General features: G+C 69.1%; 17 protein-coding genes. 9 read left to right on the top strand and 8 right to left on the bottom strand.

What is annotated here, in order from left to right:
- Positions 1–40: 40 nt before the first annotated feature.
- The 7 genes from VLK31_RS29150 (at position 41) to VLK31_RS29120 (ending at position 9,395) form a co-directional block, all read left to right on the top strand.
- Positions 41–1,003: a substrate-binding domain-containing protein gene (locus tag VLK31_RS29150; protein WP_280811936.1), complete on the top strand. Its 963-nt coding sequence runs from the start codon at positions 41–43 to the stop codon at positions 1,001–1,003.
- 169 nt (positions 1,004–1,172) lie between these two features.
- Complete coding sequence (locus VLK31_RS29145; protein WP_409171971.1) at positions 1,173–2,336, top strand: Gfo/Idh/MocA family protein; 1,164 nt, start codon at positions 1,173–1,175, stop codon at positions 2,334–2,336.
- A gap of 25 nt (positions 2,337–2,361) precedes the next feature.
- Positions 2,362–3,078 (top strand): phosphatase PAP2 family protein, encoded by a 717-nt coding sequence (locus VLK31_RS29140; protein ID WP_409171970.1) that lies wholly within the window; start codon positions 2,362–2,364, stop codon positions 3,076–3,078.
- Positions 3,079–3,202: 124 nt separating this feature from the next.
- Entirely contained in the window at positions 3,203–3,727 is a 525-nt protein-coding gene (locus VLK31_RS29135; RefSeq protein WP_409171969.1) for a DUF3617 domain-containing protein, read from the top strand.
- Positions 3,728–3,850: 123 nt separating this feature from the next.
- Positions 3,851–4,951, top strand: coding sequence for a ligase-associated DNA damage response exonuclease (locus VLK31_RS29130; protein ID WP_409171968.1), 1,101 nt, complete (start codon positions 3,851–3,853; stop codon positions 4,949–4,951).
- A complete protein-coding gene (locus VLK31_RS29125; protein WP_409171967.1) occupies positions 4,948–6,639 on the top strand; it encodes an ATP-dependent DNA ligase in 1,692 nt (563 codons plus the stop codon). The genes VLK31_RS29130 and VLK31_RS29125 overlap by 4 nt, the downstream gene beginning before the upstream one ends.
- Positions 6,636–9,395: a ligase-associated DNA damage response DEXH box helicase gene (locus VLK31_RS29120; protein WP_409171966.1), complete on the top strand. Its 2,760-nt coding sequence runs from the start codon at positions 6,636–6,638 to the stop codon at positions 9,393–9,395. Before VLK31_RS29125 ends, VLK31_RS29120 begins: the two co-directional genes overlap by 4 nt.
- A gap of 8 nt (positions 9,396–9,403) precedes the next feature.
- Here the strand turns inward: VLK31_RS29120 and trxC are convergent, their stop codons facing one another.
- Positions 9,404–9,853, bottom strand: a complete 450-nt coding sequence (gene trxC / locus VLK31_RS29115; RefSeq protein ID WP_409171965.1) for a thioredoxin TrxC — start codon at positions 9,851–9,853, stop codon at positions 9,404–9,406.
- An 80-nt stretch (positions 9,854–9,933) separates the two neighbouring features.
- Between trxC and pdeM the strand changes: the two genes are divergently transcribed.
- Positions 9,934–10,608: a ligase-associated DNA damage response endonuclease PdeM gene (gene pdeM / locus VLK31_RS29110; protein ID WP_409171964.1), complete on the top strand. Its 675-nt coding sequence runs from the start codon at positions 9,934–9,936 to the stop codon at positions 10,606–10,608.
- Between the two features lie 264 nt (positions 10,609–10,872).
- On the opposite strand, the gene VLK31_RS29105 is transcribed toward pdeM, so the two are convergent.
- From VLK31_RS29105 to VLK31_RS29095, 3 genes are read right to left on the bottom strand one after another with little or no spacing between them, the layout of a single operon-like run.
- Positions 10,873–11,400: a TPM domain-containing protein gene (locus VLK31_RS29105; RefSeq protein WP_409171963.1), complete on the bottom strand. Its 528-nt coding sequence runs from the start codon at positions 11,398–11,400 to the stop codon at positions 10,873–10,875.
- 5 nt (positions 11,401–11,405) lie between these two features.
- A complete protein-coding gene (locus VLK31_RS29100) occupies positions 11,406–12,368 on the bottom strand; it encodes a TPM domain-containing protein (RefSeq protein ID WP_409171962.1) in 963 nt (320 codons plus the stop codon).
- Between the two features lie 11 nt (positions 12,369–12,379).
- On the bottom strand, positions 12,380–12,979 hold the full coding sequence (locus VLK31_RS29095; protein ID WP_409172002.1) for a LemA family protein: 600 nt from the start codon (positions 12,977–12,979) through the stop codon (positions 12,380–12,382).
- Between the two features lie 49 nt (positions 12,980–13,028).
- On the opposite strand from VLK31_RS29095, the gene VLK31_RS29090 reads away from it, so the two are divergent.
- Entirely contained in the window at positions 13,029–13,790 is a 762-nt protein-coding gene (locus VLK31_RS29090; RefSeq protein ID WP_409171961.1) for a hypothetical protein, read from the top strand.
- Between the two features lies 1 nt (position 13,791).
- On the opposite strand, the gene VLK31_RS29085 is transcribed toward VLK31_RS29090, so the two are convergent.
- From VLK31_RS29085 to VLK31_RS29070, 4 genes are read right to left on the bottom strand one after another with little or no spacing between them, the layout of a single operon-like run.
- Positions 13,792–14,466, bottom strand: a complete 675-nt coding sequence (locus VLK31_RS29085; protein WP_409171960.1) for a cysteine hydrolase family protein — start codon at positions 14,464–14,466, stop codon at positions 13,792–13,794.
- Positions 14,463–15,395, bottom strand: coding sequence for an ABC transporter permease (locus tag VLK31_RS29080; RefSeq protein ID WP_409171959.1), 933 nt, complete (start codon positions 15,393–15,395; stop codon positions 14,463–14,465). Before VLK31_RS29080 ends, VLK31_RS29085 begins: the two co-directional genes overlap by 4 nt.
- The gene (locus VLK31_RS29075) at positions 15,395–16,549 is read right to left on the bottom strand and encodes an ABC transporter permease (RefSeq protein ID WP_409171958.1); all 1,155 of its coding nucleotides are present in this window, start codon (positions 16,547–16,549) and stop codon (positions 15,395–15,397) included. Before VLK31_RS29075 ends, VLK31_RS29080 begins: the two co-directional genes overlap by 1 nt.
- The gene (locus tag VLK31_RS29070) at positions 16,542–18,068 is read right to left on the bottom strand and encodes an ABC transporter ATP-binding protein (protein ID WP_409171957.1); all 1,527 of its coding nucleotides are present in this window, start codon (positions 18,066–18,068) and stop codon (positions 16,542–16,544) included. The genes VLK31_RS29075 and VLK31_RS29070 overlap by 8 nt, the downstream gene beginning before the upstream one ends.

Genomic DNA, 18,068 nt, shown 5'->3' with positions numbered 1-18,068 from the left:
TTTCTCGTTCCGTTCCACCCACCAAGAGGAGACATCCAGCATGACAACTTTCACCCGACGCATCGCTCTCACGGCAGTTGCCGCCGCAGCATTCGCGAGCCTGCCCGCGCTTGCCGCGGAAAAGGTCAACCTCGGCGTTTCGATTCCCGCGGCCACGCACAGCTTCATGGGCGGCATCAACTACTGGGCCAACCAGGCGAAGAAGGACCTGGAGAAGGAACACAAGGACCTGAAGATCACGATCAAGACCGCAGCCAACGCGCCCGAGCAGGCCAACCAGCTGCAGGACCTGTCGACGGTCACCAAGATCAACGCGCTGGTCGTGTTTCCGTTCGAATCGGCCGCGCTGACCAAGCCGGTCGCGCAGGTCAAGGCCAAGGGCGCCTACGTCACCGTGGTCGACCGCGGCCTGACCGACACCAGCGCACAAGACGCCTACGTGGCCGGCGACAACACCGCCTTCGGCAAGATCCCGGCCGAGTACATCGTGAAGACGCTCGGCGGCAAGGGCAACGTGGTCGCGCTGCGCGGCATCGCCACCACGCTGGACAACGAGCGCATGGACGCCTTCAACGCCGTGCTCAAGGGCAGCCCCGACATCAAGCTGCTCGACGCCAAGTACGCCAACTGGAACCGCGACGACGCCTTCAAGGTCACGCAGGACTACCTCACGCGCTTCAAGCAGATCGACGCCATCTGGGCCGCCGACGACGACATGGCCGTGGGCGTGCTCAAGGCCATTGCGCAGGCCAAGCGCGACGACATCAAGATCGTGTTTGGCGGCGCGGGCGCCAAGGACATGGTCAAGACCATCATGGACGGCAAGGACAAGCGCATTGGCGCCGACGTGAGCTACTCGCCCAAGTTCATCTACGACGCGATCAAGCTCACGGCCGAAGCGCGCCTGAAGGGCGAGAAGCTGCCGGCGACGACGATCATTCCTTCGGTGCTGATCACCAAGGAAAACGCCAAGGATTTCTACCACCCGAATTCGCCCTTCTGAATGCCATCGGCCTCATGGCCGATCGCTTCACTCCCTCTCCCCCTGGGGAGAGGGTCGGGGTGAGGGCGGCGGCGCCGGCAAAGGCAATGCGCTCGCAAAGGCCCAATCCCTCACCCTGGCTCTCTCCCCGAGGGGAGAGGGAACAGATTCAGAAACACCGAGACGACTGATGACCGACACACCTCTTCGCCCATTGCGCTACGCCATGGTCGGCGGCGGCCGCGACGCCTTCATCGGTGCTGTGCACCGCAAGGCCATGGCGCTCGACGGCCGGATTGCGCTGGTCGCCGGTGCACTCTCGTCGAGCCCGGACAAGGCGCGCGCCTCGGGCCGCGACCTTGGCCTGGCAGACGAGCGCAACCATGGCGACTGGCAGGCGTTGCTGGCCGACGAGCTGAAGCGCCCGGCGCAAGAGCGCATCGACTTCGTGTCGATCGTCACGCCCAACCACGTGCACTTTCCGGTGGCACAGGCTTTCGCTGAAGCGGGCTTCAATGTGGTGTGCGACAAGCCGCTGGTGCACACGCGCGCGCAGGCCGATGCGCTGGTCGCCACGGTGCGCAAGCAAGGCACCGTGTTCGGCGTCACCTACAACTACACCGGCTACCCCATGGTGCGGCAGGCGCGCGAGATGGTGCGCTCGGGCCAGCTCGGCGACATCCGCAAGGTCGTCGTCGAATACAACCAGGGCTGGCTTGCGAGCCATGTGGAAGGCGGCAGCAACAAGCAGGCCGACTGGCGCACCGACCCCGCGCGCAGCGGCGCGGCCGGCGCCATCGGCGACATCGGCTCGCATGCCGAAAACCTTGTGGCCACCGTCACCGGGCTGGGCATCGAGAGCCTCTGCGCCGACCTGGGCGCGCTGGTGCCGGGCCGCGTGCTCGACGACGACGCCAGCCTGCTGCTGCGCTTCAAGGGCGGCGCGCGCGGCGTGCTGGTTGCATCGCAGATCAACACCGGGCTGGAGAATGACCTGCGCCTGCGCGTGTCGGGCACGCTGGGCACGCTCGAATGGCACCAGGAGCAGCCGAGCCTGTTGATGCACCTGCCGCACGACGGCCCCAAGCGCGTGCTGACGCGCGGCGCGCCGTGGCTGTGCGAATCCGCGCAACGCGCGAGCCGGCTGCCGGCGGGGCACCCTGAAGGGTTCATCGAGGCCTTTGCCAATGTGTATGCGGGCGTGGCGGCCGACATTCGCGCGCGGGGCGCGGGCCAGCCGGCCGATCCGCTGGCTGCGGACTACCCGCGTGTGGAAGACGGTGCGCGCGGCGTGCGCTTCATCGAGCGCACGGTGGCGTCGGCGCAAAGCGAATTAAAGTGGACGCCCTGGTAGCGCGCGGCGCGCTGCCCATGCCGCCATGACGCCCATTCATCCAGCCACACCAGACGCGAAAAGCGCTTCCACCTCAACGACGCAGCACTGGCTGAGCGCCCTCTGGCACCGCTGCATCACGCTGTTCCCGCTGAAGCTGGCCGGCAACCTGGTCGCCACCATCGGCTTCTTTCCGCTGTACTTCTGGATCATGAAGAACGCGGGCCAGGCCTGGGTGCTGCCGCTCACCGCCATCGACCACCGCATCGCCTTCTGGCCGGCGCTGCTGCCGGTCTATCTTTCGCTCTGGGGCTACATCGCCTTGCCGGTGCTGCTGGCCAAGGACAAGCCCGAGCTGTGGCGCTTCTCCTTCGGCTGCGCGGCCATGACGGTGCTGGCGCTGCTGGTGTTCTGGTTCATGCCCACGGCCATTCCCAACTTTGCAGTCGACACCATGCCGGGCACGTCGCCGCAGTTTCTGAAGATGGTCGATTCGGCCGGCAATGCCTTTCCGTCGCTGCACGTGTCGTTCTCGGTGTTCGCATGCGTGGCGCTCGCACGCCAGTTGCGCGCGGTGGGTGCGCCCGCGTGGCTGCGCATCGTCAACGTGGCGTGGGCCGTGGGCATCGTCTACTCGACGATGGCGGTGCGCCAGCATGTGCTGATCGACGTGATGGGCGGCTTCGCGCTGGGTGTGGCGCTCGGTATTGCCACGCGGCAGCGGGCACCCGCGCGCGCGACGGCGCTGGCACGGCCGGCATAAGTTCGGGCGGAAGTTCGGGCGTAAGGGCCGGCGTAAGTCCCGGCGTAGGCCGATTGCGGTATGGAACCGCGCCGGTGCCCGCGGTACAACCCGAGCATTGCTGTTCACCGATGCGGAGCCCGCCATGAAGATTCGCCTGTCCATTGCCGTGGCCTGCCTTGGGGCCGGCGCCATTGCATGCCCCGCGTTCGCGCTCGACTTTCCGGCGCGCAAGCCCGGCCTCTGGGAAATTCAGACCGGGGAGGGCACCGGAAAAAGTCCGGCCGGCGCGCACACCATGCAGCAGTGCATCGACGCGGCCAGCGACAAGGCAATGCGCGACATGGGCCAGGGCATGGGCAAGGACATGTGTTCCCGGCAAGAGCTGCGCGCCGACGGCGCCAGGCTGGTGATGGACTCGGTCTGCAAGATCGGCAACACCACCGCCACCTCGCACGCGGTGCTCAGCGGGGACTTCGGCTCGGCCTACCGCATGGAGAGCCAGTCGACCTACAACCCGCCGCTGATGGGGCGCGCCGAAGGCACCAGCGTCATGGAGGCCAAATGGATCGGCCCCTGCAAGGCCGACCAGAAGCCCGGCGACATGGTCATGTCGAACGGCATGAAGATGAACATGCTCGAGATGATGAGCAACCGGCCGAAAAAATAGCCCGCCGATTTAGCCCGCTGATATAGCCCACTGAAAGAGCCTGCGGAGTAGGCGCCGGACGACAGCGCCTCGCGGCTGCCACGCGGCGCCACGGCCACCGGGCTGCGCCTACGATGGCGTGCCATGCCCGCACTGCAAGAAGATCTCGTCGTCGCCCGGCCCGAAGGGCTGTACTGCCCGCCCGGCGATTTCTACATCGACCCCTGGCGGCCGGTGGGCCGCGCGGTCATCACGCACGCGCACTCCGACCATGCACGCGTGGGGCATGCGCACTACCTGGCCCACACCGACAGCGCCGGTACGCTGCGCACGCGGCTCGGGCAGGACATCAACCTGCAGACGCTGCCGTACGGCGAAGCCATCGAGCACCACGGCGTGCGCGTGTCTCTGCACCCGGCCGGCCATGTGCTGGGCTCGGCGCAGGTGCGGCTCGCGCATGGCGGGCGGGTGTGGGTGGCGTCCGGCGACTACAAGACCGAGCCCGACGGCACCTGCCCGCCCTTCGAGCCGGTGCCCTGCGACACCTTCATCACCGAGTCGACCTTCGGCCTGCCGATCTACCGCTGGCCGACGCAGGCCGTGCTGTGCGCGCAGATCGACGCCTGGTGGCGCGCCAATGCCGAAGCGGGACGCGCGTCGGTGCTGTTTTGTTATGCCTTCGGCAAGGCGCAGCGCATCCTGCACGGGGTGGACGCGAGCATCGGGCCGATCGTGGTGCACGGGGCGGTGGAGCCGCTCAATGCGGTGTACCGCGCCGCGGGCGTGGCGCTGCCGCCGACCTTTCGCGTGAGCGACGAGGGTGTGAACGCGGCCATGCTGAAACACGCGCTGGTGCTGGCGCCGCCGTCAGCGCAGGGTACGCCGTGGATGAAGCGCTTCGGCAACTACGCCGATGCGTTCGCGAGCGGCTGGATGCAGCTGCGCGGCACGCGCCGGCGCAGGGGCGTGGACCGTGGCTTCGTCATGTCCGACCACGCGGACTGGCCGGGCCTGCAGCAGGCGATTGCCGGCACGGGGGCCGAGCGCGTGTTCGTCACGCATGGCAGCGTGCAGGTGATGGTGCGGTGGCTCACGGAGAACGGGCTGGACGCGCAGGGCTTCAAGACCGAGTACGGGGATGAAGACGACCAGGAGGCTGCCAAGTCACCGTCCGATGCAGACGCCGCCGGCCCGCATCCCAGCCTTCCCCCAGCGGAGCCAACTGGGGAAGGAGCCGACACATGAAGGCCTTTGCCGCGCTGTACCGCGAGCTGGACGCGAGCACCTCCAACCTCGCGAAGCAGGCCGCGCTGCAGCGCTACCTGCGCGAGGCCGACCCCGCCGATGCCGCATGGGCCGTCTACTTCCTGGCGGGTGGCAAGCCGCGCCAGCTCGTGCCCACCAAGCTGCTGCGCCTGCTCGCGCAGGAATCGGCCGGCCTGCCAGAGTGGCTGTTCGACGAAAGCTACGACGCCGTGGGCGACCTTGCGGAGACCATCGCGCTGCTGTTGCCGCCGCCCAGCGAGACGCACGCGCTCGGCCTTGCGGTCTGGGTCGAGCAGCACCTGCTGCCGCTGCGCGACACCGCCAAGACCGCGCCAGATCAGCTCGCCGACACCTTGCGCGCGCAGTGGCGCCAGCTCGCGGCCGAAGAGCGGCTGGTGTACTTCAAGCTCATCACCGGTGCGTTTCGCGTGGGCGTGTCGAAGCTGCAGGTCACGCAGGCGCTGGCTGCCGTGGGCGCCATCGACGCCAAGCGCGTCGCGCAACGGCTCATGGGCTACACCCACATCGGCGCGCGGCCGCAGCAGGGCGACTACCTCACGCTGATCGCGCCCGAGTCGAGTGCGGAGCAGGTGCAAAAGACCAGCGGGCAGCCGTATCCGTTCTTTCTCGCGCATCCATTCAACCTGCCGCTCGCGCAGTTCGATGCGGTGCTGGGGCCGCCGGCCGACTGGGTAGTCGAGTGGAAGTGGGACGGCATCCGCGCGCAACTGGTGAAGCGCGCGGGCGTGGTGTGGGTGTGGTCGCGCGGCGAAGAGCTGGTGACCGACCGCTTCCCCGAACTCGCGGTGCTGGGCGAGGCCCTGCCCGACGGCACCGTGCTCGACGGCGAGATCGCGGTGTGGCGCAGGGAGGAGGCCTTGCCCGAGGCTGAGGGCCAGGGTGAAGGCCGCGTGCAGCCCTTTGCCGAGCTGCAGCGGCGCATCGGCCGCAAGACGCTGGGGCCCAAACTGTTGCGCGAAATTCCGGTGGTGCTGCTGGCTTACGACCTGCTCGAATGGGAAGGCCGCGACCTGCGCGCGCTGCCGCAGTCGCAGCGCCGCGTGCTGCTCGACGAACTTGTCGCGCGCATGCAGCACCCGTCGCTGCTGCCCAGCCCGATGCTCACGGGTGCTGACTGGAACGACCTGGCGCGGCAGCGCGAAGCGGCGCGCAGCATGGGCGTGGAGGGCATGATGCTCAAGCGCCGCGACGCGCAGTACGGCGTGGGCCGCACCAAGGACGTGGGCGTGTGGTGGAAGTGGAAGATCGAGCCGCTGAGCATCGACGCGGTGCTGATCTACGCGCAGCGCGGCCACGGCCGACGCGCCAGCCTTTACAGCGACTACACCTTCGCCGTGTGGGACGGCCCGCCCGAGCAGGAAGACCGCAAGCTGGTGCCCTTCGCCAAGGCCTACTCGGGCCTGACCGATGTGGAGATGGGGCGCGTGGACGCGGTCATCCGCAAGACCACGCTCGAGAGCTTCGGGCCGGTGAAGAGCGTGAAGCCGACGCTGGTGTTCGAGCTGGGCTTCGAAGGCATCGCGCGCAGCACGCGCCACAAGAGCGGCATCGCGGTGCGGTTCCCGCGCATGCTGCGGTGGCGCGAGGACAAGCCGGTGGCGGAGGCGGACACCTTGCAGACGCTGGCTGCGCTGCTGCCGACATGACTGCAAAGTCGGACCCCGCATTGCTCCCTCCCCTCCCGGGGGAGGGCCGGGGTGGGGGCAAGCGGCCTCTGAAACCGCGCGGCGTTGAAGGCCGCGTGCCCCCATCCCAGCCTTCCCCCGGAAGGGGAAGGAGCAACGCGAAGGCCGTCAAAGCCGCGCTCGACGCCTGGTTCACCTCGCGCGCCTGGAAGCCCTTCAAATTTCAGCGCGAAGTGTGGAAGGCCGTCGCCGAAGGCAAGTCCGGCCTGCTGCACGCCACCACCGGCGCGGGCAAGACCTACGCCGTGTGGCTCGCCGCGCTGCTGGCCTTATCGCGAGCCCGAAAAGAAACGGCGCGCCCCGCGGCCCCGCCGCTCACCGTGCTGTGGATCACACCCATGCGCGCCCTGGCGGCCGACACCCTGCGCGCGCTGCACCAGCCGCTCGAAGCCCTGGGCGCCGAGGTGCACCCGTGGAGCGCCGGTGCGCGCAGCGGCGACACATCTTCGGCCGAACGCAGTGCGCAGAACCAGCGCCTGCCCACCGTGCTCGTCACCACGCCCGAGAGCCTGTCGCTGCTGCTCGCGCGCGCCGATGCGCGCGAGGTGCTCGGCCATGTGCGCATGACGGTCGTCGACGAATGGCACGAGCTGCTGGGCAACAAACGCGGCGTGCAGGTGCAGCTCGCGCTGGCACGGCTCAGGCGCTGGAACCCGGGCATCGCGGTCTGGGGGATGTCGGCCACGCTGGGCAACCTGCGCGAGGCCATGCACGCCCTGCTGGGCCATGAAAACGGCGTGCTGGTACAGGGCCAGGTGCCCAAGAAACTCGTCATCGACTCGCTGCTGCCCGGCCGCGCCGAGCGCTTTCCGTGGGGCGGGCACCTCGGCCTCACGATGCTGCCGCAGGTGATCGAGGAAATCGCCGGCAGCAAGACCACGCTGGTGTTCACCAACACCCGCTCGCAGTCGGAGATCTGGTACCAGGCGCTGCTCGAAGCCAAACCCGAGTGGGCCGGCACCATCGCGCTGCACCACGGCTCGCTCGACCGGGAGGTGCGCGCATGGGTCGAGCAGGGTTTGAAGAGCGGCGAGCTGAAGGCGGTGGTGTGCACGTCGAGCCTGGACCTGGGCGTAGACTTTCTGCCCGTCGAGCGCGTGCTGCAGATCGGCTCGCCCAAGGGCGTGGCGCGGCTGCTGCAGCGCGCGGGCCGTTCGGGCCACGCACCAGGTCGGCCGTCGCGCATCACGCTCGTGCCCACGCACAGCATCGAGATGGTCGAGGGCGCGGCCGCGCGCTCGGCAATTGCGGCCGGCCATATCGAGGCACGCCATTCGCCCGACCAGCCGCTCGACGTGCTGGTGCAGCACCTGGTGACGGTGGGGCTGGGCGGCGGCTTCGTGCCCGACGACCTGTACGCCGAAGTGCGCGCCACGGCGGCTTACCAAAACCTCTCGCGCGAGAGCTGGCAGTGGTGCCTCGACTTCGTGTCGCAGGGCGGCGCCTCGCTCGCGGCCTACCCCGACTACAGGCGCGCCGTGCCCGACGCCGAGGGCGTGTGGCGCGTGCCCGATGCGCGGCTCGCGCGGCGGCACCGCATGAACATCGGCACCATCGTGAGCGACGCCAGCATGGCGGTGCAGTACCTGGCCGGCGCGAAGATCGGCAGCGTGGAAGAAGGCTTTGTCGCGCGCATGAAGCCCGGCGACTGTTTTTTGTTCGGCGGCCGCCTGCTGGAGCTGGTGCGCATCCACGACATGACCGCCTGGGTGCGGCGCGCCAGCGGCAAGCGCGCGGCGGTGCCGCGCTGGAACGGCGGTCGCATGCCCTTGTCGAACACGCTGGCCGACGCAGTGGTGCAGCAGCTGGCGCTGGCGGACGAAGGCCGCTACGACTCGCCCGAGCTGCGCTGCGTGCGGCCGCTGCTCGAAATTCAACAGCAGTGGTCGGCCTTGCCCACGCCGCAGACGCTGCTGGCCGAGACGCTGACTACGCGCGAGGGCTCGCACCTGTTCCTGTATCCGTTCGCGGGGCGGCATGTGCACCTGGGGCTTGCGAGCCTGCTGGCGTGGCGCGTCGCGCAGCACGAGGCGCGTACTTTCTCTATTGCCGTGAACGACTACGGCTTCGAGCTGCTGAGCGCGACCGATGTCGACTGGCCCACGCTGCTGCCGCAGGTGCTGCGTCTGCCGCAAGGCGAGGGCGCGCAGGCGCATGCAGTGTTGCTGCACGAGGTGCTGGCGTCGCTCAACGCGGGTGAACTCGCGCAGCGGCGCTTTCGGGAAATTGCGCGCGTGTCGGGGCTGATCTTTCAGGGCTACCCGGGCGAGAAGCGCAGCAGCAAGCAACTGCAGGCCTCGTCGTCGCTGTTCTGGGAGGTGTTTCGCAAGTACGACCCCGACAACAAGCTGCTGCAGCAGGCCGAGCAGGAGCTGCTGGCGCAGGAGCTGGAAATCGGCCGCCTGCGCGAAAGCCTCGTGCGCATGGCCACGCAGCAGCTGGTGCTGAAGCCGCTCGCGCGGCCTACGCCGTTCTCGTTTCCGCTGATGGTCGAGCTGTTCCGCGAGAAGCTGTCGAACGAGAGCGTGGCCGACCGCATCGCGCGCATGGTCGAGCAGCTGGAGAAAGCCGCGGGCGGCGTGGTCACGGCCGGGGGCGTGGAGCGTGTGAAGAGCACGCTGGTTTTCGGGCAAGAGGGGACGGGCAAGCCGCCGGCACCGAAGCGGGAAGGAAGGCGTGATCGGCGCAAGCCGTCACGGCCCTTGCCGCCACTGTGAAGCGGCGCTCAGCCCGCGCCGTGCGCCTTCACCCACCGCACGATGTCCGCCGCGCCCATCGCGCCGGCCTGGCGCGCCACCTCGCGGCCATTGCGGAACAGCGCCAGCGTCGGGATGCTGCGGATGTTGAAGCGCGCACCCAGGGCCTGCACCGCCTCGGTGTCGACCTTGGCCAGCCGCACATGGGGCTCGAGCTGGGCTGCGGCCTGCTCGTAGCCCGGCGCCATCTGGCGGCACGGGCCGCACCAGGGCGCCCAGAAGTCGACCAGCACCGGAATCTCGTTGCGCGCAATGTGCTTGTCGAAGGTGGCTTCGTCGGGCAGCGCGGTGGAATGGCCGGTGAACAGGGGGCGGTGACAGCTGCCGCAGTCGGGCGCACTGGCCAGCTGTGCCGCGCGCACGCGGTTGGTGGTGTGGCAATGCGGGCAGACGACGTGCAGCGGGGGCGATTCGGTCATCGACAAAAAATAGGGGCTGTCGGGGCCAATTGCAAGCCGGCCGCGGTTGCTGGCGTCTTTTGCGACACTTCGAGCCCGTGATGCAACCAGAAACTTTCGCTTCGTCCTTGCCGGTCCATTGGGCGGGTGAATTGCTGCAACTGCTGCCCGAGCGCGCGCTGTGGTGGCCCGCCGAGCAGGTGCTGTTCGTGGCCGACTTGCACCTGGGCAAGGCCGCGACCTACCGCGCGCTGGGCCAGCCGGTGCCGGGTGGCACCACGCAGGAGAACCTGGCGCGGCTCGATGCGCTCATCGCGCGGCTGGCGCCGCGGCGCATCGTGTTTCTCGGCGACTTTCTGCATGCCGCGCAGGCGCGCACGGTGCTGCCCACCGTGGCGGACTGGCGGGCGCGCCACGCGGGCATCGCGATGACGCTGGTGCGCGGCAACCACGACAGCCGCGCGGGCGACCCGCCGACGGCGCTGGGCATCGAGGTGGTCGACGAGCCGCACCTGCTCGGGCCGTTCGCCTGCTGTCATCACCCGCAGGCGCACGCCACGCATTTCGTGCTGGCGGGGCATTTGCATCCGGCCTGCAGGCTCTACGGGCCTGGCCGTGACAGGGTGAGGCTGCCGTGCTTCGTGAGCGAGCCGGGGCAGGCGGTGCTGCCGGCCTTTGGTGAATTCACCGGCGGGTGGTTGATGGAGGCGGCGCCGGGGCGGCGGTTCTATGCCGTGGGCGGCGCGGCCGTGTGGGCGCTGCCTGCATCGGACTGAGGGATTTGCTCCTTCCCCCTTTGGGGGAAGGCTGGGATGGGGGCACGCAGAGCGCCCGATGGATACGCCGCTTGCCCCCACCCCAGCCCTCCCCCGGGAGGGGAGGGAGCAAGGCAGAAGCCGGGTGCTGTGTGATCCGGTCTTCGCTCCTCCCCCTTCCGGGGGGAGGCTGGGAGGGGGGCATGCAGAGCGCCCGGTGGATACGCCGCTTGCCCCCACCCCAGCCCTCCCCCGGGAGGGGAGGGAGCAAGGCACAAGGCAGGGTCAGAGCACCACGGGCTCGTCGGGCAGCTCGTTCACGTCGGCGTCCGCTTCGCCCAGCGGAAAGTGTTCCACCAGCAGTGCCGAAATTTCCTCCAGCGCCTGCGTCAGCCCGTCCTCGAAGCGCCCTTCGCGAAACGCCGCGCTCATGCGCTGCGCCATCGCCGCCCACTCCGCACTGTCGACCTGCGAGTGGATGCCCCGGTCCGCCACGATCTCGATCGCATGCTCGGCCAGCAGCAGATAGATGAGCACGCCGTTGTTGTGCGCCGTGTCCCACACGCGCAGCTTGCCGAACAGCATCACGGCGCGCTCGCGGGCCGAGGCGTGGCGCCACAGGTACGACATCGGCAGGCCGGCCTCCACGCAGATGCGGACTTCGCCGCTGTGGCGTCGCTCGCTCGCGGCCACGCGGCCCGTGAGGCGCTGCATCACGGCCTCAGGCAGCGCGCGGCGCACTTCGGCTTCGTCGATCCAGCGATGGCGCCAGATACGCCCGAGCCGGGAGAACAGGGTTGCGTCGGTTGCCATCGTGTTCACCAGTTGCCCGAGGCGCCGCCGCCGCCGAAATTGCCACCACCGCCGGAGCTGAAACCGCCACCACCGCCGCCGCCACCGCCACCGCCACCGCCACCGCCACTGCTCCAGCCACCACCGCCGCCAGAGCCGAACCCGCCACCACCCCCACGGCCACCGCCGCCCCCGGGCAGCCCGGCGGCGGCGAACAGCGTGAGCACGAGCGCGACCAGGCCTGCGATCACCGCGATGGCGATGCTGGCCGTGATGAAAAACACGATCACCCCCACGCCACCACCCACCACCACGGTGCCCAGCTTCTTGCCGAGCATGGCGCGCACGATCGGCGCGCCGACGAACACGCCCACGAACAGGAACACGCCAAAGTGCTGCAGAAAACCGAAGATCCCTTCGTCGTCACTGCTGCCACCGCTGGCGCCATTGCTGGCGCGCGAAGGCTCTGGCAGCGGCTCGCCGTCGACCAGCCCGATGAGCCGGTCGAGCGCCGCGTTCAGCCCGCCCGCAAAGTCGTTGTTGCGAAAGCGCGGCTTCATCTCCTCGTCGATGATGCGGCTGGCCGCCAGGTCGGGCACCGCGCCTTCGAGCGCCTTGGCCGTGGCGATGCGCATGGCGCGGTCGTTCTTGGCCACCACCACCAGCAGGCCGTCGCCCACGCCCTTGCGCCCGATCTTCCAGGCGTCGCCCACGCGCTGCGTGTAGCTTGCAATGTCCTCGGGCGCGGTGGTGGGCACCATCAGCACCACGATCTGCGAACCCTTGCGCTGCTCGAACGCGGCAAGCTTGGCCTCCAGGCCGCTGCGCTGCGCGCTGTCCAGGGTCTGGGTCTGGTCGATCACGCGCGCGGTGAGCGCGGGCACCGGCAGCAGGCCCTGCTGGGCCAGCGCGGGCAGTGCCACCCAACCCAGCGCGGTGATAACCAACGCGCCCAGGGCGCGGCGCAGCAATGCGGCAACAACGGCCATCTGTTGCGGCCTTACTTCTTGGGTGCGCTGAAGTCGACGGTGGGCGGAGCGGAAATCTGCGCCTCGTTCTGCACCGTGAAGTTGGGCTTGGGCGCGTAGCTGAAGATCTTGGCCGTGATGTTGCTCGGGAAGCTGCGCGCGAGCACGTTGTACTCCTGCACGCTCTCGATGTAGCGGTTGCGCGCCACGGTGATGCGGTTCTCGGTGCCTTCCAGCGTCACGCGCAGGTCGCGAAAGGCCGCGTTGGCCTTCAGGTCGGGGTAGCGCTCCGACACTGCCATGAGCCGCGACAGCGCAGAAGACAGCTCGCCCTGCGCCTGCTGGAACTTCTGGAAGGCCTCGGGGTTGTTCAGCGTCTCGGGCGTCACCGTGATGGAGGTGGCCTTGGCGCGCGCCTCGATCACCTTGGTGAGCGTGTCCTGCTCGAAGCTGGCCTCGCCCTTCACGGTGGCCACGATGTTGGGCACCAGGTCTGCGCGGCGCTGGTACTGGTTGAGCACCTCGCTCCAGGCCGACTTGCTGGCCTCGTCGAGGGACTGAAATTGGTTGTAGCCGCAGCCGCTCAGCGACACCATTGCCGCAAGAATCAGGAACCAGCGCTTCATCTTCATCATTTGCATTACCTCCGCAGAAGAGGCGGAAGTTAGCATAGAAGCCCCCATGGCCATCGACCCCCTCCACGCCCTGCAAGCCGCCAACCTCGCGGTGTTGCCCGTGGCTTCCGACGCCTTCGGCACGCTGCTGATTGCCGGGGCAACCGGTGCCCTGGGGGCCGAGCTGCTGCGCCGGCTGGCGGGCAGCCACCGCCATGCCCACACCCGCGTGCTGGCGCGCGAGCCCATTCGCGACGGGCTGCGCGGCGTGGAAACCTACCTGAGCCCGCCGCAGCCGATCGCGCAGTGGCCCGTAACCTCCGCGCACACCGCCATCGTGGCCTTCGACCCGCCGCGCATGTACCACGACCGCGAACGCGCGCTGTGGGCGCCAGACCCCGCCGAGCTGCCCGCGCTCGCACGCTGGCTGCGCGCCTGCGGCGTACAGACGCTGGCCATCGTGCAGCCGCACGACCAGGGCCGGCTGCCCGATGCGCTGAAGCACGGCCTTGCGAGCCTCGATGAGCAGGCCGTGGTGGCCTGCGGCTTCGAGCGCGTGATTCTTGTGCGCTCGGCGCGCAAGCCGGTGAACGCGAAGTTCGCCAACCCCCTGGAGCGGCTGGCCGCGTGGATGCTGTCGGTCTTGCGCTTCATGGTGCCGAGCAGCGAGCAACCCGTGCGCGCGTCGAAGGTGGCCGAGCTGGTCGACCTGGCGCTGCGCATCGCGCCACCGGGCGTGCACGTGGCCGCGCCCGAGCTGGTGTGGCAGGCAGCGCAGGGCGACATGCAGGGCGTGGCCGCGCGCTGGCTCGGCGTGCCGGCTCAGTGATTCAGGCGCGCCACTGGCGCAGCAGTTCCGCCGAATCGACCACCAGCCCCAGGTGCAGCGACACCATCGCGAGTGCCGCGCCTTCCAGGTGCGGGTCGGTGCCGCGCACCAGGTCGCGCAGCACGATCACGCGGTAGTTGTGGTTGTTGGCGTCAAAGGCGGTGTTGAGCACGCAGCAGTCGGTGAAGCCGCCGTTGAGCACCACCGTTTCGATGCGCTGGTTGCGCAGCAGAAAGTCCAGGTCGGTCGGGTAGAAGGCCGACAGGCGGCGCTTGCTGTCCACCCGCATGTCGCCGGGCTCCACGCGCGTGACCCACTCGGTCCATCTGGAGCCTTCGATGGCGTGCGCGTCCGCATTCGGAATGGCGCCCACGTGCAGCGGAAAGGTGCGCCGCCATGCCGCGGGAATGCCGCGAATGTCGTCTTCCCCGCCCGGGCGCAGCACCGACTTGATGTGCACGATGCGCACGCCCAGCGCGCGAACTTCGTCGTGAAAGCCGTCGATGGGCGCCACCACATCGCGCGCACGCGGCGCGGGGCAGGGGCAGTCGGGGCTGTCGTCGAGATGGCCGCGGTGCATGTCGATGGAAACGACAGCGGTGGTGGCCGGGTTCAGGTAGTCGGCGAACTGCGCCGCGTCGAGCTCGCGCTCCTCGTTGTAGACCCAGGCTTTCATCGGCGTTCTTCTCTCACATAGGGTTGGCCCAGCGCGCCGGGCTCTTCGTCGGCGCCGCGCCGCGACAGCGCCACCCACACCATCACGCCCAGCGTGACCGCGTACGGCGTCATCATCACGAAGTACTGCGGCAGCTGCACGCCGGCGGCGGCCAGTTGGGGAATGAGGGCCTCGATGCAACCGAACAGCACCGCGCCCACCAGCGCCTTCCATGGCGACCAGCGCGCAAAGATCACCAGGCCCACGGCAATCCAGCCGCGCCCGCCGGTCATGCCCGCGATCCACAGCTTGGTGCTCACCACCGAGATGTACGCACCCGCCAGCCCCACCAGGGCCGAGCCCGCCAGGACCGCCGCAAAGCGCCACGCGGTCACGTTGATGCCCGCGGCATCGGCTGCCTGCGGGTTCTCGCCCACGGCGCGCAGCCGCAGGCCGGTGGAGGTGCGCGCAAAGAACCACGCCACCGCGCCGAAGATCGGCAGCGTGAGCCACACCATCGCGTTCTGCGCAAAGAGCTTGCCCACGCCCGGCAGCATCGACAGCGGCCACAGCGCCATGCCGCCGATGCCCTCGGTGGCATGGTTGGTCCAGTCGGCCATGGAGCCAACCAGCGAGGTGAGCCCCTGGCAGAAGAACACCAGCGCGAGCCCCGCAATCACCTGGTTCACGCGCAGCCAGATCACCATCACCGCGAACAGCATCGACACCACGCTGGCCGCCAGCATCGCCAGCACCAGCGACACCGCCGGTTGTCCGATGGCAATCTGCGCGCCGATGCCCGCCAGCGCGCCGACCAGCATCAGCCCTTCTGCGCCGAGCGAGAGCACGCCCGCGCGCTCGCTGATGATCAGGCCGAGCGCCGCCAGCGCATAAGGCACCGCGAAGTCCGGCGTGCTCGCCAGCCAGTTGAGAATGACACCACCGCTCATCAAGCAGCCTCCCCGCCCACGCGGCGCAGCCGGTGGCGAATGAAGAAGTCGCTCGACGCGACGCACACCACGATGATGGCCTGTATGAGCTGCACCATCGAGAACGGCACCTGGTAGAACACCTGCAGGCTGCGCCCGGTCACGAACAGCGCCGCCACCAGCAACGCCACCACCGTGGCCGCAAGCGGGTTGTTGCGCGCGAGAAATGCAATGAGGATGCCCGAGAAGCCGTAGCCCTGATAGAAGGCCTGCGTGAGCCGGCCTTCCTGCCCCGCCACCACCGCGAAGCCCGCGAGCCCGGCCATCGCGCCCGACAGCAACACGGCGCCATAGATGGTGCGCCGCACCGGCACACCGTTGGCATGCGCCACGCGCGGGTTGGCGTCGACAAAGCGCAGGTACAGGCCCGCGCGGCTCACGCTCACCAGCCACCACGCCAGCAACGCCACCACGCCGGCCAGAAGAATCGCGCTGCCCACGCCGGCGCCCAGCTCGGGCAGGCGCTCGAAGGCGCGGAATTGCGGCGAGTACGGAAAGTTGTCCTTCGAGTCCTTCCAGCTGCCGTACACCAGGTGCAGCAGAAAGTTGGCCGCCATGTAGTTGAGCATCAGCGTGGAGATGATCTCGTTCACGCCAAGCTTCAGCTTGAGCCATGCCGGCCCCAGCACCCACAGCAGCCCGCATGCGACGGCGGCCACGAACATCAGCGGCAGGCGCAGGTTCTCCGGGCCGATCTGCCACATCGAGATGGCCGTCGCGCCAATGGCGCCCCACACCATCTGGCCTTCGAGGCCCAGGTTCCAGAAGCGCGCACGGAACGCGATGGCGCCGGCCAGGCCGACCAGAATCATCGGCGCGGCCTGGAACAGCACCGCGCGAAAGTTCTGGCCGTCGAAGAAGGTCTGCGTGACGAACTCGTTGGCCAGCTCGTCGGCCGGCACGCCCGCCGCCACCAGAATCGCGGCCGAAATCGCAAAGCCGATGAGCAGCGCCGCCGCGAGGATCAGCGCCTGCCAGCGCCACGCCATGTGCTGGCGAATCTCCAGCGCGTAGCGGCGGCGTGCCAGCGGCTGCACCGCGCGCGGCGCTTCTTGAAGTGCGGAAGAGGTCTTGGGTGTGTGTGCCATGTCGGCCGAGAGGGTTGCTTCAGCCATGGTCGACCATCGCCTGGCCAATGGCCTGCCGGTCGGCGGGCTGTGCGAATTCGCCGGCAATGCGTCCGCGCGTCATCACGCCCACGCGGTCGGCCAGTTGCAGCACTTCGTCGAGGTCTTCGCTGATCAGCAGCACCGCGGCGCCGGCGTCGCGCGCGGCACGCAGGCGCGCATGCACCTCGGCGCTGGCGCGCACGTCGAGCCCGCGGCTCGGGCTGTGCGCAAGCACCAGCGTGGGCGACTTGCCGAACTCGCGCGCCAGCACCAGCTTTTGCGCATTGCCGCCCGACAGCAACGCCGCCTTCTGCGCGACCGAGCGCACGCCCTGCACGTCGAAGGCGCGCACGGCCTCCTGCGTGTCGCTCTGGATGCGGCCCCGGCGCAAGCGCCACACGGGGCCGTAGCGGCCGGTGTGCACGCGGCCGATGGCGTAGTTCTCCGCCACCGACAGGCCACCCGCCAGCGCAAGCCCGTAGCGGTCGGCCGGAATGGCGGCAATGCCGGCGCCGCGGCGCGCCGATGCAGCCATGGTCTTCAGGTCGCCATGGCCTTCGAGCCGGATCTCGCCTTCGGTGGCTTCGCCCGGCAGGCCCATGATGGCGCCTGCCAGTTCGCCTTGCCCGTTGCCACCGACGCCGGCCAGGCCGTAGATTTCGCCGGCGTGCAGCTCCAGGTCGACACCGTCGAGTACGCGCCGGCCTTCGGGCGACGCCGGTGTGCGCAGCCCGCGCACCGACAGGCGCACCGCACCGCGCGGCACGCCCGAGGGCTTGAAGCTTTCGCTGGCAATCGATTCGCCCACGGTGAGTTTCACCAACTGCGCGACCGACGTTTCCGCCGGCTGCAGCGTGGCCACCGTGCGCCCGCCGCGCATCACTGTCACGCGGTCGGCATAGGTTTTTACATCGGCCATCTTGTGCGTGACCAGCACCACGGCGGCACCGGCGCGCGCCAGCCCCTGCACGGTCTGCAGCAGGCGCGCGGCCTCCTGGTCGGTGAGCACGGCCGTGGGTTCGTCGAGGATGAGAATGCGCGCGCCCGCAAGCAGCACCTTGAGAATTTCAACGCGTTGCTGCTCGGCAATCGACAGCGCATCGACACGCTTCGAGGGGTCGATGTCGAAGCCCAGCTCCGACGCCTTGTTGCGGATGTCGCGCGCCATCTCGCGCAGCCGCTCGCCGTGGCTTTGAAACTCGGCCGGCGCCGGCGCGGTGAGCAAGATGTTCTGCGCCACCGTGAACGGCCGCACCAGCTTGAAGTGCTGGTGGACCATGCCGATGCGGTGCTTCGCTGCATCGCGCGGCCCGGCAAAGCGCACGGCGTTGTCGTCCACCAGCAGCTGTCCGGCCTCCGGTGCATAGAGCCCGGCCGCAATGTTCATCAGCGAGGACTTGCCCGCGCCGTTCTCGCCCAGCAGCGCATGCACCTCGCCCCAGCGTGCGGAAAAGTGGGCGTCGGTCAGAGCCGCAAAGCCGTCGAAGGACTTGCGGATGCCGGTGAGTTCGAGCGCGTTGGGCAT

This window comes from Variovorax sp. H27-G14 (assembly GCF_046156345.1).
GTDB lineage: Bacteria > Pseudomonadota > Gammaproteobacteria > Burkholderiales > Burkholderiaceae_C > Variovorax.
The sequence above is the reverse complement of the archived record's forward strand: the minus strand, read 5'-3'. Positions and strand labels throughout refer to the sequence as shown.

Bases quoted from the DNA above. Each gene is read 5' to 3' on its own strand.
- VLK31_RS29150 (WP_280811936.1), top strand. From the start codon at position 41: ATGACAACTTTCACCCGACGCATCGCTCTCACGGCAGTTGCCGCCGCA.
- VLK31_RS29145 (WP_409171971.1), top strand. From the start codon at position 1,173: ATGACCGACACACCTCTTCGCCCATTGCGCTACGCCATGGTCGGCGGC.
- VLK31_RS29140 (WP_409171970.1), top strand. From the start codon at position 2,362: ATGACGCCCATTCATCCAGCCACACCAGACGCGAAAAGCGCTTCCACC.
- VLK31_RS29135 (WP_409171969.1), top strand. From the start codon at position 3,203: ATGAAGATTCGCCTGTCCATTGCCGTGGCCTGCCTTGGGGCCGGCGCC.
- VLK31_RS29130 (WP_409171968.1), top strand. From the start codon at position 3,851: ATGCCCGCACTGCAAGAAGATCTCGTCGTCGCCCGGCCCGAAGGGCTG.
- VLK31_RS29125 (WP_409171967.1), top strand. From the start codon at position 4,948: ATGAAGGCCTTTGCCGCGCTGTACCGCGAGCTGGACGCGAGCACCTCC.
- VLK31_RS29120 (WP_409171966.1), top strand. From the start codon at position 6,636: ATGACTGCAAAGTCGGACCCCGCATTGCTCCCTCCCCTCCCGGGGGAG.
- trxC (WP_409171965.1), bottom strand. From the start codon at position 9,853: ATGACCGAATCGCCCCCGCTGCACGTCGTCTGCCCGCATTGCCACACC.
- pdeM (WP_409171964.1), top strand. From the start codon at position 9,934: ATGCAACCAGAAACTTTCGCTTCGTCCTTGCCGGTCCATTGGGCGGGT.
- VLK31_RS29105 (WP_409171963.1), bottom strand. From the start codon at position 11,400: ATGGCAACCGACGCAACCCTGTTCTCCCGGCTCGGGCGTATCTGGCGC.
- VLK31_RS29100 (WP_409171962.1), bottom strand. From the start codon at position 12,368: ATGGCCGTTGTTGCCGCATTGCTGCGCCGCGCCCTGGGCGCGTTGGTT.
- VLK31_RS29095 (WP_409172002.1), bottom strand. From the start codon at position 12,979: ATGAAGATGAAGCGCTGGTTCCTGATTCTTGCGGCAATGGTGTCGCTG.
- VLK31_RS29090 (WP_409171961.1), top strand. From the start codon at position 13,029: ATGGCCATCGACCCCCTCCACGCCCTGCAAGCCGCCAACCTCGCGGTG.
- VLK31_RS29085 (WP_409171960.1), bottom strand. From the start codon at position 14,466: ATGAAAGCCTGGGTCTACAACGAGGAGCGCGAGCTCGACGCGGCGCAG.
- VLK31_RS29080 (WP_409171959.1), bottom strand. From the start codon at position 15,395: ATGAGCGGTGGTGTCATTCTCAACTGGCTGGCGAGCACGCCGGACTTC.
- VLK31_RS29075 (WP_409171958.1), bottom strand. From the start codon at position 16,549: ATGGCTGAAGCAACCCTCTCGGCCGACATGGCACACACACCCAAGACC.
- VLK31_RS29070 (WP_409171957.1), bottom strand. From the start codon at position 18,068: ATGCCCAACGCGCTCGAACTCACCGGCATCCGCAAGTCCTTCGACGGC.